7 protein-coding genes are annotated in these 13816 nt (G+C 73.1%); 4 read left to right on the top strand and 3 right to left on the bottom strand.

What is annotated here, in order from left to right; genetic code table 11:
* From ACIBSV_RS17670 to ACIBSV_RS17660, 3 genes are all read left to right on the top strand, one after another.
* Positions 1 to 4203, top strand: a 4203-nt coding sequence (locus ACIBSV_RS17670; protein WP_395863888.1) for a hypothetical protein, incomplete at its 5' end; no start/stop codon positions are given.
* Between the two features lie 12 nt (positions 4204 to 4215).
* A complete protein-coding gene (locus ACIBSV_RS17665) occupies positions 4216 to 6822 on the top strand; it encodes a right-handed parallel beta-helix repeat-containing protein (protein ID WP_395863886.1) in 2607 nt (868 codons plus the stop codon).
* 29 nt (positions 6823 to 6851) lie between these two features.
* A complete protein-coding gene (locus tag ACIBSV_RS17660; protein WP_395863884.1) occupies positions 6852 to 8036 on the top strand; it encodes a hypothetical protein in 1185 nt (394 codons plus the stop codon).
* An 80-nt stretch (positions 8037 to 8116) separates the two neighbouring features.
* On the opposite strand, the gene ACIBSV_RS17655 is transcribed toward ACIBSV_RS17660, so the two are convergent.
* Positions 8117 to 9898, bottom strand: a complete 1782-nt coding sequence (locus ACIBSV_RS17655) for a protein kinase (RefSeq protein ID WP_395863882.1) — start codon at positions 9896 to 9898, stop codon at positions 8117 to 8119.
* A gap of 1037 nt (positions 9899 to 10935) precedes the next feature.
* Here ACIBSV_RS17655 and ACIBSV_RS17650 point away from each other — a divergent pair.
* Positions 10936 to 12639: a SulP family inorganic anion transporter gene (locus ACIBSV_RS17650; protein WP_395863880.1), complete on the top strand. Its 1704-nt coding sequence runs from the start codon at positions 10936 to 10938 to the stop codon at positions 12637 to 12639.
* A 69-nt stretch (positions 12640 to 12708) separates the two neighbouring features.
* Here the strand turns inward: ACIBSV_RS17650 and ACIBSV_RS17645 are convergent, their stop codons facing one another.
* Both ACIBSV_RS17645 and ACIBSV_RS17640 read right to left on the bottom strand, forming a co-directional pair.
* Positions 12709 to 12915: a hypothetical protein gene (locus ACIBSV_RS17645; protein ID WP_395863878.1), complete on the bottom strand. Its 207-nt coding sequence runs from the start codon at positions 12913 to 12915 to the stop codon at positions 12709 to 12711.
* Positions 12916 to 13071: 156 nt separating this feature from the next.
* Positions 13072 to 13767, bottom strand: coding sequence for a glycerophosphodiester phosphodiesterase (locus ACIBSV_RS17640; protein ID WP_395863876.1), 696 nt, complete (start codon positions 13765 to 13767; stop codon positions 13072 to 13074).
* Positions 13768 to 13816: the final 49 nt, after the last annotated feature.

The raw sequence follows: 13816 nt of genomic DNA, 5'->3' as shown, positions 1-13816 counted from the left end.
ACCCTCACCGACCTCGACGGCCGACCCATCCCCAACCGCGAAGTCACCGCGATACAGGACGGCTACCGCGTCACCGACCCCACCACCAACACCTCCATCCGCTACAACACCACCGACGGCTCCATCGAGCACGGCACCCGACTCGGCGCCGACGACACCCACTTCGTCGTCGACCACGGCAACAACCGACCCACCCTCACCGACCTCGACGGCCGACCCATCCCCAACCGCGAAGTCACCGCGATACAGGACGGCTACCGCGTCACCGACCCCACCACCAACACCTCCAACCGCTACAACACCACCGACGGCTCCATCGAGCACGGCACCCCGTTGCGCGCCGGCGCCGATGAGACCCACTTCGTCGTCGACGCGGGCAACGGCCGACTCACCCTCACCGACACCCACGGCACGCTCGTTCCGGGCCGCGAAGTCACCGCCGTACAGGGCGGTTACCGGGTCACCGACAACGTCGGCGGCGCGTCCGTGCGCTACACCGCCGACGGCGCCGTCGCCGAGCGCGGCATCGCGTTGGGCGGCGCGGGCGATCCGCGTTTCGTGGTGGCCGAGGGCACCGGACATCGGCTCACCGACACGCACGGCGTTCTTCGACCCGAGGTCGTGCAGACCCACCCCGGCGGCGGCTACCGCGTCGAACCGCAGCCGGGCGGAGCCCGGACGTACGAGCGGTTCGACGCCGGCGGCAACCCGGTCGGGAGCGGCCAGGAGTTGTTCGACGCGACGGGCACCCGAATCGGGTACGTGGACCGTCCGACGGCCGGGCCCGCCCTGATGCTGGACAACGCGTTCGATCCGGGCTCCGCGCGGCCCGCGACCTCGACCCCGGACGGGATCCGGGTCGACGACGCGCATGGCGGCCACCGGGTGTTCGACAACAACAGCGGCGCGTTGACCCACGAGACGATCGTCCTGCGCGATCCGTCCGCCGCCGCGCCCACGGCGCGAGTGACGGTGGATCACGCGACCGGCGCCGCGCCGACGGTGCACCTGGTCGAGGCGCCGGGCGTACCGGGGCCGGCCCGCACGGTGACCAGGGATCCGGTCACCGGTGAGCTGCGCGTCACGATCAACGAGCCGAACAGCCCGCGCCACGGCGAGTTCCGTACCCACGGTAACGACGGATCGCTCGGCCACGAGGGCTTCAACGTCCTCAGGGGCGGTCGCCGCACGGACCACCAGTACGTGGTGGATCATCACGCCCGTACCTGGCGGCAGGAGTACCGCGATGGCGTGACCCCTCCGGCCGATGTCAACAAGCCCGCCGGCTTCGAGCGCAACGGCTTCGAGCGCGGCACCGTCGACGCGAGCGGCGCCGCGAACGGCGGTATCAAGCTCAAGTCGGCCACGCCCGGCAAGGTCGACGTGTTCGAGCGCCGACTGCTGCCCGGTGGCAACACCCTCGACGCGTTCCGCCGGACCGACCTCAGCGGGTTCGGCAGCACGAGCAGGCGCACCACGTGGGTCGAGTACGGCGTGGATGGCGCTGTGGCCAACTCCGGTACCCGCAGGTTCGATACGTCCGGCTTCGGGTGGCAGGACGTGGATTCCGGCGGCTCCGTGGTTCGCGAATCCCGGGACACATTGCAGAAGTTCGACGGCAAGGCCGGTCACACGCTGGGCATCGAGGGCGACACGGGCTGGACCTGGCACCGCTACGACGCAACGGGCAACGAACTCGCGCACGGCCCGCGGACACCGCACGCCGACGGCGGGTGGAGCGACCGGACCATCGCGCGGCCCGACGCGCACGGCAACACACCCGCCCGCGGCGACCTGGTCCAGAAGCAGTGGGGGCCGCTGCACTCGCCGAACAACGCGCGGCACTATGTCGAACACCCGTTGGCCAGGCCGACCGATCCCGCACACACGACCTGGGACGTGCAGCCCTCCTGGGACAAGCAGTCGCCGCAGGGCAAGGAGTCCGGCAAGCACGAGGTCAAGGCGGACGGTTCGACCTTCACCACGAACCGGGTCTCCGAGCAGCGCCCGCCGCAGTGGGCCCGCCGCATGCTCGGCGACGGCGGCACCCAACCCACCGGCATCCACGCCTTCCTCGGCCCGGACACCCGGTACCAGATGTTCGCGTGGGAGAAGACCACGCCGAATCCGGCGGGTGGCGAGCCGTTGTCGCACTCCGGTGCCCGGTTCGTCGGCGACGACGGGGGCTACGTCGACATCCACGCCGACGGGACCTTCGCCCGCTCGCAGACCAAGCTGCACAGCGGGTCGACGCTCAAGGTCGGCGACACCGTGGCCCCGCACCCGAACGCGCCGGCCGGGTCGGTGCCGTGGAACGACGGCGGCACGACCGGCTACCGGATCGAGACCCCGGGCGGTGCTCCGGGCGACGCGGTCTGGCAGGACATCCGGTTCGCCGCCGACGGCACCGACCCGAGGGTGGTCCGCGAGGGCTTCGCGAACGGGAACGTGCGCGAGTACAACGCCCCCCAGCCGCACCACGACCCCGCCGGCAACCCGGTCGCCGACCCGAACGCCAACTGGGTGCAGCGCGACGGCCACGGCTACCCGACCGGGCAGCGGCACACCTGGCCGACCGCCGACGGCACCGGGCAGGTCACGGTCACCGCGGCCGGGAAGCCGACCGCGCGGACCTGGGACTGGCAGGCGGTCGACTCCAACGGAAACGTCACGGAGGGCAAGCGGGTTCTCTTCCGCGGCTCGGACGATCCCAAGTTGCCGTTCGACGACTCCTTCCGCGACTTCGACGCACGGAACAACCTGGTGCGCGAGCGGCGGATGCTCGACGGCGGCAAGTACGTCGACGCGTGGCGGACCGAGACCGACGGCTGGAAGTGGCAGAAGTTCGGCCGAAACGGCGCGGAGACACCGCACCCCCGTGCCACCGGGCAAACGGGTGAGCAGGTCAGGACCTGGTGGAATCCCGAGGGCGGCGCCAACGGCCGATGGGAGCCGCATCCGACCGACCACAAGAACCTGCTCTTCCGCGACGAATACCGACCCTCCACCGGTGCGAACGTGGTGGTCCGGGAAACCCCGCCGCACATCGGCGACAGCGCGCCCGCTCGGGTGCGCGAGTACCACCCCGGCGGCGACACGACGCCCGCCCCCGGCACGTGGAAGGAGTTCGACCACGGCTCGGCGGTGCGTACCCGCGAGCAACTGCCGGACGGCACCTACCTGGAGACCGACGCGTGGCGCGGCCAGTGGCGGCACTACAGCGCGGGCGACCATCTGCTCGGCCGGCGCACCGACGGTGGTGTGGTGATCACCACCGACTCGCTGGGCCGCTGGCAGGCGATCGGCACCGAGTACGACTTCCGCGGCCCGTTGAGCGAACTGCGCGGCTGGGGACGGCGGATCCGCGAGGGGCAGCGCATGCCGTGGACGGACGGCCGGCAGGGCATCGACGCGACGCGGTTCCGCGGCGCGTTGCAGGGGTTGCCGAACATCCCGGCCACCGGCGCGATCCGTCTGGCCGAGGCCGCCTACCAGCCGTACTGGTCGGTGATCGCGAAGAAGGCCCTCTTGGAGTTCGGGCAGGAGTTCGTCATCGAGTTCGCCGCGAACCTGATCGCCAACGGCATCAACGCGGCGATCAACAACAAGCCGTTCACCGGGAAGGACGTGCTCAAGTCGTTCGCGAACGCGGCGGTGGGCTCCGCGGTCAAGACCACGCTGGGCACCTTCATCCACGAGAACAGGCTCACGCACACCCGCTGGATGGGCGACACCAAGAGCGGTCTGGGCAACATCGACGGCGGCAAGCACTGGAGCCGTCGCCCGGGCAACCACGACAAGACCTGGGCCAACGAGTGGGCGGGCAACGAGACGCCGATCCGGTGGCGCAGCGGCACCTACGACTTCGGCTTCAACGTCGGCCTCGGCGGGATCACCGGGTGGGTCAACGGCGCGATGAACGCCTCGGTGTGGGGGATCACCGGCGCCGACGGCCTCAACCACAAGCTGACCGGCTGGGACGCGTTCCTGGACGGCGGACTGTCCGCGTTCTCCGGCATGTTGAGCAACGGCAGCGTGGCACTGGCGCGCAACGTCGCGCTCAGTGGCGCGGGCGGGCGGTTGTTCCACCGGCAGGGCTTCAACGAGTTCGTCCTCAACATCGCCTTCAAGTCGCTCGAGAAGGTCTTCAGCGGCTGGCTCACGCCGACGCTGCGGGGCGCCATCCATCCGTACTGGTACTAGAAGAGCAGAAGGGTGCGTAGCGCACAGGTGTCGAGCATCGACCATCGAGGGAGCGGCACCGGGCCGGCGGCTGTCCGGGTGGCCGCCAAGGGCCGCGGCACGCATCGCCGGATCGCGGACGCGGTCCTGGCCGCGTCCCCCGGCGCGACCGTGTGGGTCGCCGCCGGCCACTACACCGAATCCCTGCTGCTGGCCCGGTCGGTGACGCTGTGTCCGGAACCGGGCGGCGGCGAGGTGGTGCTGACCGCGACCGACCGGGGCCCGGCGATCACCGTGGACGCGGCGGACTGCGTGGTGCGCGGGTTGAGCGTGCACGGTGCGGGCACCGACGCGCCGGCGGTCAGCGTGGGTCCTGGCGCGGGCCTGATCCTGGCCGACTGCACGGTGACGGGCGGCCGGATCGAGGTGCGCGGCGGGCCGGACCGGCCCGACGGGGACGGCGCCGATCCGGACCTGGACGCCGCGCCGACGGCCGCCGGGAGCACCTCGGCGCTGCTGCTCACCGGCACCCGCGTGCGCGGCGCGCGGCTCGCGGGCCTGCATGTGTCCGGTGACGCGCGGGCCCGGGTCGAGGACGTCGAGGTGAGCGCGATCGAGGGCACCGGAATCGTGCTGTCGGGTGATGCGCGGGTGGGCGTGGCGCGGCTGCGCCTGGAGGCCACGTCCGGCTCGGGCATCCGGCTGCGCGGCCGGGCGATGTTGCGGCTGACCGATTCGGTGCTGCACGGCTGCGGGCGGGTGGGCCTGCTGCTGGAGGACGCGTCCTCGGCCGTGGCGGGCGAAAGCCGGGTGAGCGCGCCGGGCGCGGCCGGCATCCGACTCGGCGGCAGCGCCCGAGCCGAGTTGACCGACTGTCGCATCCTGGACGCCGCCGCGGCCGGCATCGTGCTCGACGGCACCGCGCGGGTGGTCGCGCAGGGCTGCGCGGTGCGCCGCTCGGCGACCAACGGCGTGCTGCTCACCGAGGGCGCGGGCGCCGACCTGACCGACTGCCGGATCCTGGACTCCGGCTACGGCGCGGTGCACGCCGCCGGCACCGCCGTGCTCAAGCTGGCCGACTGCCGGGTTCGGGGCACTCCCGAGCATGGCGTGCACACCGCGGACACCGCCCGGGCCGAGCTGACCGACTGTACGGTCTCGGCCGCCGCGATGACCGGGATCGCGGTCACCGGCCGGTCCTCGGCGGCGCTCTCCGGCTGCCTGGTCGCGGATACCGCGACCGGGATCGGGATCGGTTCGCCGACCGGGTCGCGGGTGTCCGGCTGCACGGTGCGCGCGGCCGGGCGGACCGGGATCGAGGTCACCGGCGAGGGCGTCGCCGAGTTGGCCGGCAACCGGGTCACCGGCGCGGGCGCCGCGGGCATCGTGTTCGACGCGGGTTCGCGGGCCGAGCTGGCCGGCGGCTCGATCGAGGACTGCACCGGCTCGGGCCTGGTGGTGTGGACCGGCGCCCGTCCCACGGTGCACGGTCTGCGGATCGAACGGCCGGGCAAGAACGGCCTGTATGTCGCCGAGCAGGCCGGCGGCACCTTCACCGGGTGCGACGTGATCGGTGCCGGCTACGCGGCGCTGCACGTGGGCGGCGGCGCGGATCCGCTGTTCCGCCGCTGCCGGGTGCGCGAGTGCACCGACGACCTGAGCACGGACCCGAACGCCGCGCCGGTGTTCGACGACTGCGATCCCGCGCTCGGCGCCGGCACCGACGCGCGGCTCGTGACCGCCGCGACCGCGGGCGCCGCGCCGGGACCTTCGGCCGGCGCCGCGTCCGTGCCGGAGTTGCCCGACGTGGTCGAGGAGAGCCTGCCCGACCTGCTCGCCGAACTCGGCGAGCTGGTGGGCCTGGACGGGGTCAAGCGCGACGTGGCGTCGATGGCCAAGCTGATGCAGACGGTCCGGCTCCGGGTCGAGGCCGGGCTGCCCGCGCCGCCGCTGAGCCGGCACCTGGTCTTCGCGGGCAACCCCGGCACCGGCAAGACAACGGTGGCACGGCTGTACGGCCGGCTGCTCAAGGCGCTCGGACTGCTCGGCCACGGCCACCTGGTCGAGGTCGACCGCAGCGCGCTGGTCGGCGAGTACGTCGGCCACACCGGGCCCAAGACCGCCGCCGCGTTCAACCGGGCGATCGGCGGCGTGTTGTTCATCGACGAGGCCTACTCGTTGTCGCCGCTCGCCGGCGGCAACGACTTCGGCTCCGAGGCGATCGCCACGCTGGTGAAGCTGATGGAGGATCACCGCGACGACGTCGTGGTGATCGCCGCCGGATATCCCGACGACATGGACCGGTTCGTGTCCTCCAACCCGGGCCTGGCCTCCCGATTCACCCGCACGCTGCTGTTCGAGGACTACGACGCCGAGCAGCTCGTGGCCATCGTCGAGCACCAGGCGGAGCGGCACCGCTACGAACTGACCCCCGCCGCGCGCGCCGAACTGCTCGCGCTGTTCGCCGGCATGACCCGCGGCGGCGGCTTCGGCAACGGGCGATCGGCCCGGCAGGCGTTCCAGGAGATGACGGAACGTCAGGCCGGCCGGGTCGCCGAACTCGACAACCCCGACGCGGCCCAACTGATCGCCCTGGAGGTCGCGGACCTGCCCGCGTCCCTCGCGGGCGCGACCGCGTGAGCATCCTCCCCCCGACACCTGGAGTCCCCGTGCCCGCCAACAACCGCCCGCACAACGGTGGTTCCCCCGACGACCCGAACGGCTTCGCGGCCACCTTCGCCCGCCGACCCGGCGCAGGCGCCCGAGGCCCGGTGCCCGGCCTGCGGGTCTGGGGCACGATCGGCGGCGCCGCGGCGCTGACCACCGGCGCGATCGTGCTGGTGCCGCTGCTGGCCGCGCCTGGCACCACCCCCTCGCACCCGCGCCGCGATGTGCAACACGTCGCGGCGAACGCCGCGTTGCCGGGCACTCCCGCCGGCTGGGGCTCCCCGGGTAGCGCCGAACCGGCCCCGGTCGAGGGGGTTCCGGTCGGTGCCGACGGCACGCCCGTCGCACCGCAGGGTCCGCCCGGCGGTGCGCCGGTCGGCTACCAGCCGGGCGGCGTGCCGGGCACCGGGGCGGGCGGCTCGGTGGCCTACAACGGCGGTGCGGCCGGCGGGGGCGGTGGCGCGGTGGCCGGCGGTGGCGCGGGTGGCGGCGGGGGCGGTGGTGGCGGCGGCGGTTCCACCGTCCCCGGGGCCGGCGGGTCCACTCCGGGCGGTCCGGTCGCCGGCGGTGGCAGTGGCGGCAGCACGTCGGGGGCCAAGCCGCCGGTGCCGCCGCCGAGCACTCCGGCCAAGCCGCCGGTCGCCCCGGCCCAGGGGCCGCAGCAGGTCTACAACGGCTATGCCGGGCTGGGTTGTTCGAACTCGGGCGCCGGGTTCCGGGTACAGGGCGACTACAGCGACGGCAAGGAAGGCTGGTACAAGGTCGGCAGCGGCGGCCTGGGCACGGCCGGGTGCGGGGACGACTTCTGGGCGATCCCGATGTCCGGTTCCAAGACCAAGGACGATGCCGGCGTCGCGGCGGTATGGACCTGGAACGCCGGTGCCAAGGCCAAGAGTTGCTCGGTGCAGGTGTACGTGCCCGGCGGCTCCACCTGGCGCGACGCGGCCGGCAAGCCCGCGTTCTACCAGGTGCTGGACACCGACAGCGGTTCCGCTCCGGTCCGGTCCACCTTCACCGTCGACCAGACCGCGCACCGCGGCGCCTGGATCCAGGGCGTGAGCCTGCCGGTCAAGGACGGCAAGGTCGTGCTGCGCATGGTCAACCGGGGCGAGGACTGGGTGGGTTCGGACAAGACGTACGCGCACCTGGCCGCGGGCCAGGCGCGGGTGCTCTGCTACGACCGCTGACCCGACCGCTTCCGTCGGCCGCTTCCCGCCGGCCGGGCCCTTCGCGGCCCGGCCGGCACCGGCCTTGCACGGTGCGCCGCTCAGCGCGGGTACATCTTGACGACCTTGCCGTCCAGGTCGGCCCGCAGATAGCCGCCCCCGTAGTCGTCGCTGACGTAGATCTTCAGCGCCGGCACCCGGTCGATCAGTCCGATGTCCAGGATCACGTAGTGGTTCTTGGGCGTGGTGATGCCCAGTTCCTTGTCGGCCTTGGCCATCAGTGCCGGGAGCGCGTCCCAGTTGACCTTCGTCAGGTCGATGGTCTTGTCGTCCCGGTCGGTCCCGGAGCCGGATTCCTTCTTGGTGACGCCGTCGCGGTAGGAGAAGCGGTCGTACAGGCGGGCGTTGCCGGCGACGGGCGCCTCCGTGAAGGCGTACTTGTCGTAGACGTTGAGTTCCTTGACCTTGGTGCCCCCGATCACCGGGGCCATCGCCTCGATCAGGCCGCGGATGGCGGTGGGGGTGAGCAGGTTCACCGTCTCCGCGGGGGGCTTGGTGGTGCGCGTCGCCGACGGCCGGGTGGGTATCGAGTCCACCGGGATTCCCGGCACGGAGGGCGACGGGGTGGGGCGCGCGCTGTCGCTGCCCTGCTTGCCGGCGCCGGCCTTCTTGTCCGAGTCCGAACCCGTGTCGCCCAGTTGGGAGGCCAGGACCAGCGCGACCAACCCGCCGACCAGGGCGGTGCCGACCGCCGAACCGGCGATGATCCGGGTGCGGCGGGCCCGCTGCCGGTCCGGCGATTGCGGTTCGGCCGGGGTGAACGGCGTCGCATAGCGCGAGGAAGGCGGTACGGACGACGGCGGCGGGGTCGACGATGCCTGCCAGGAACCGGAGTTCGCCTCCGCGCCGACCCGGTCCGCGCCCGACCAGGCCGGTCCGGTGTCCGCCGCGCGACCGCCGCCGAGGTCGGCCGGCTGCCAGGCGAGGGCGTCGGCGACCGGCAGCGCCGAGGTGGTGTGTTGTGACGAGGGCCGCCCGGTCGGCTCGCCGGCCGCCTCGGCCAAGAGCCGGTCCAGGTGCGCCGCGTCCGGGCGGGCCGCGGGATCGCGGACCAGCAGCGCCTCCAGGACCGGGGTCAGCGCACCCGCGCGGATCGGCGCCGGCACCGTCTCGGTCAACACCGCGGCGAGCGTGGCCAGGCTGGTCGCCCGACGCAGCGGATGTTGCCCCTCGACCGCCACGTACAACATCATCCCCAGCGACCACAGGTCGGACGCGGCGTTGTCCTCCTCGCCGCGGATGCGCTCGGGCGCGATGTACTCGGGTGAGCCGATCAGGTCCCCGGTCGCGGTCAGACTCGTCGACTCGCGCAGCGCGGCGATACCGAAGTCGGTCAGCACCGGGCTGCCGTCGGCGCGCAGCAAAACGTTGCCCGGCTTGACGTCGCGGTGGTGGATCCCGGCCGCGTGCGCGGCGCTCAGCGCGGACAGCACGCCCCGGCCGATCGCGGCGGCCTCGACGGGCGGGATCGGCCCGGCCGTCAACCGGTCGTGCAGCGAGCCGCCCGGAACCAGCTCCATCACCAGCCACGGGTGCGGAACCTCGGCGGCATCCACGATGTGATGGATCGTCACCACGTGTGGGTGATTCAGCCGGGCCAGCGACCTGGCCTCGCGCAGCACCCGCTCGCGCAACATCCGCGCGGCGGTCGGATCGTCCTCCAGCAGCGCCGGGTCCGGCGGCCGGACCTCCTTGAGCGCGACCTCGCGTTCCAGCGCCAGGTCACGCGCCCGCCAGACCAATCCCATGCCGCCACCACCGAGCCGCTCCAGCAACTCGAAGCGGCCGTCGATCACGCGTCTGCCAGGTACACCCGGGGTCATGCGGCACACCCTACAAATCCGGACTCCCACACCGGCAATCGCCGGCCGCATCGTGGGCAATTCCCTCGCCGGAACCCACCCGTCGCCCCGCCAAACGCCCCTCCCCCGCCCCGCCATGCGAACCCCTACACACCGCCCCGGAGCCCAAGGCTCGCCCACCGGATTGCACGGCCGCGCTCAGGGACACTGCGCCCCACCCCAAACCGCACCCACGACCCCGCCCCGCCATGCGAACCCCTACACACCGCCCCGGAGCAAGGCTCGCCCACCGGATTGCACGGCCGCGCTCAGGGACACTGCGCCCCACCTCGACCCGCCATGCGAGCCCCTACGCACCGACCCGGGGCCGAGGCTCGCCGGCCAGGTTGCTCGGCTGTGGCCAAGGGCATTAAGTCCAGTCTCAAGCCGCACCCACCACCCCAACCCGCCATGCGAACCCCTGCACGCCGACCCGGGGCCCAAGGCTCGCCGGCCGACTCGCTCGGTTGCGTTCGCGGGCATCGCCCCACCCCAAGCCGCATCCACCGCCACCGCCTCGCCCCAACCGGCCCCTCACCGCCCCGCCCGCCCCGTCCCTCTCCGCCCGTCCCCGCACCCGTCCCGCCCCGCCCCTCACCGTCCCGCCCCGCCCCTCACCGTCCCGCCCCGCCCCGCGCCCGTCTCGTCTCGCCCCCGCCAGGGGTTGCGTGGTGGTTGGGTGCGGAACGTGATGGATGTAGGACTATCGGTTATTTTGATCATCACTTCTTGCTAGGGTCGGCGTAGAGGCGAGAGTGCCCCCGCCATGGGGCCGCGCCGCGATTCGCGCGTTCGCCGGATGTGGACCACCTGACGACACGGATCACACGACACCCGATCTCCCACGGCCCCGCGAGGGGTCCGCGCCCCCACGTGTGAGGGCGATGCGACGGCGCCCTGACCCGGGCGCCCGGATCTGGGCCGGGTACGCGGCACACGAACCGGTGTGCGGGGTATGGCGATTCGGCATGCCCGAACGGGTGCGGGGTCGCCTCGGCCGACGAGAGGTCAGGGCGTTGATGGAAGCGTTCTTCAGGGGATGGGGCCGGGTCGCCGGATTGTTGCCGGGGCCCGGTGATCTGCCGGCGATACGCCGCGCGCCGGGGCGGGATCTGCTGGCCGGTCTCACCGTCGCGGTGGTCGCGTTGCCACTGGCGTTGGCGTTCGGCGTGGCGTCGGGCGTCGGCGCGCAGGCCGGGCTGGTGACGGCGGTGGTCGCGGGCGCGCTGGCGGCGGTGTTCGGCGGGTCCAACCTCCAGGTGTCCGGACCGACCGGGGCGATGACCGTGGTCCTGGTCCCGGTCGTGCAACGCCACGGCACCGACGGCGTGTTGATGGTCGGCCTGATGGCCGGCGTACTGCTGGTCGTGGTCGCCGTACTACGCCTGGGCCGGGCCGCGAAGTACCTGCCGCTGCCGGTCATCGAGGGCTTCACCGCAGGCATCGCCGTGGTGATCGCCCTCCAGCAGGTGCCCGCCGCGTTGGGCGCGGCCGGCGAGGGCGAGAAGGTGTGGCAGGTCGCCGGGCACGCCACCCTCCGCTTTCTCGAACACCCGGACGCGGACGCGCCCGCGATGGCCCTCGGCGTAGCCGCGCTGCTCCTGGTCGGCGCGCGATGGCGGCCGGGCGTACCGTTCTCGCTGCTCGCGGTGGCCGCCGCGACCCTCCTGGCCGAGGCCCTGCCCACCCTCGACGTGGCCCGCATCGGCAGCCTGCCCAACGGCCTGCCCGCCCCGTCCCTGGCCTTCCTCGACGCGTCGATGCTGGTCGTGCTGCTCCCCTCCGCCCTGGCCGTCGCCGCCCTGGCCGGCCTCGAGTCGCTCCTGTGCGCGAGCGTGGCCGACGGGATGACGACCGGCCAACGTCACGACCCCGATCGCGAACTCCTCGGCCAGGGCATCGCCAATCTGGCCACGCCCCTGTTCGGCGGCGTACCGGCCACCGCGGCCATCGCCCGAACCGCCGTCAACGTCCGCGCCGGCGCGTCCTCCCGGCTCGCCGCGCTCACCCACGCCGTCGTGCTCGCGGTGATCGTCTTCAGCGCGGCCGGCCTGGTCTCGCACATCCCGCTGCCCGCACTGGCGGGCGTACTGCTGGCCACCTGCGTGCGCATGGTCCAGGTCTCCTCACTGGCCGCGCTGGCCCGCTCCACGCGCGCCGACGCCGCGGTGCTCGTGGTGACGTTCGTGGTGACCGTCGCGGTGGACCTGGTCACCGCGGTGGTGATCGGCATCGCCCTCGCCGTCGTCCTGGCGCTGCGCCAGGTGACCCGCTCGGCCCGACTGGAACCGGTACCGATCCCCGCCGACGACGCGGAGGAGGACGCCCGGGCCGGGACTCACGGCACGCCCGGGCCACCCTCGACCGGCCACGTCGCGGTGTTCCGCCTGGACGGGCCACTGTTCTTCCCGGCCGCGCACCGCCTGCTGACCCGGTTGTCCGAAGTACAGGACGTCCGGGTGGTCGTCCTGCGGATGTCCCGGGTGACCGCGATCGACGCGACCGGCGCCGGCGTCCTGGGCGAGGCGATCACCGACCTGGAGGTGCGCGGCGTCACCGTACTGCTCTCCGGCGTCCAGCCGGACCATGATCAGGTCTTGGACGCGCTGCGGATCGCCGAGCATCTGCGCCGGGACCACCTGGTCTTCCCGGACACGCGCGGCGCCATCCGGCACGCCCGCGAACTCGCCCGCGCCGGCCGCCCGAAACCGGCGGGCCACTGACGGCGCGCTCTCCGCCCCGCAGGCCCGCCCCGCGAACCCGTCGAGGGAAACCCTCGGGGGAGCCCGCCACTACTCGCCCAGATAGTGGAACGCGAGCCAGAACACGCCGCCGATGATGTGCGTGACGAACAGGAAGAAGCAGAGCCAGATCAGGATGCCCTTCTCGGTCTGCTTCTGCGTCTCCCGAGGCCGCCGCGATACCGCCGCGGGCGAAGCGGTCGCGGGAACAGGCGCGGACGGCGCGGACGCGCCGGGCTCCGGGGCTGGTTCGGTCATCACGGTTCCTCGCGTCGGGGCGGAGCAGACCACCGGGGTACGCGCCCGGACTGCCCCGCCACGGTAACCGCCGCACACGAGACCTCCGCGACGACCTCCCGCGCGGCACCATTCCGCTCGGCCCCGCCGTCCCGTCCGGCCGCCGGCCCCGCGGGCTCAGCCCTGCCCCTCCGCAAGCACACCGAGCAGTCGCCCGACGCGATTGCTGATGATCATGTCCACGCCCATCGCCACCAGCCGGCGCATCACCCGCGGCGAGTCCACCGTCCACGCGCTCACCAGATAACCGTCCGCATGACAACGCTCGACCGAGGCCGCGTCGTACGCCCGCCAGCGCAGGTTGATGTACTCCGGCCGCAGATCGCGCAGCACCGCCGCGTCCGGCACACGTGCGAACGAGTCGCCGCTGAGCCCGATGTGCGCGTGCGCGGCGTGCTCGCGCACCCGGCTCATCGCGACCGGCCCGCCGACGTACAGGATCCGCTCGTTCACTCCGTGCCGGTCGACCGCGTCGACGGCCGGTTCGGCCAGTTCGATCTCGCCGAAGTCGACCATCAACCCGCCCCGGGTGCCCTTGATCAGCTCCAATGCCTCGCCGAAGCTGGGCACCCGGTACTTCCCGCGCCGGCCGATCTCCTGGACCTGAGCCAACGTCAGGTCCCGGACCCGCGCGTTGCGCCACCACAACCGACGCAGCGTCGCGTCGTGCAGGAGCACCAGGTGCCCGTCCCGGGTGATCTCGAGGTCGATCTCGACCAGGTCGGCGCCCTGGTCGAGGGCGCTCGCCAACGACGGCAGGGTGTTCTCTCGAAAACGCCGGGGGTCGCCTCGGTGGGCCACGGCCAGGGTCACGACAAACCTCTCGATCGGGGACCGGCGGGCACACCGTACACGGGGGCCG

The organism is Embleya sp. NPDC050154, assembly GCF_044460165.1.
In the GTDB taxonomy this organism is placed as follows: domain Bacteria; phylum Actinomycetota; class Actinomycetes; order Streptomycetales; family Streptomycetaceae; genus Embleya.
Note: the sequence above shows the minus strand (reverse complement) of the source record. Positions and strands in the feature narration are given on the sequence as shown.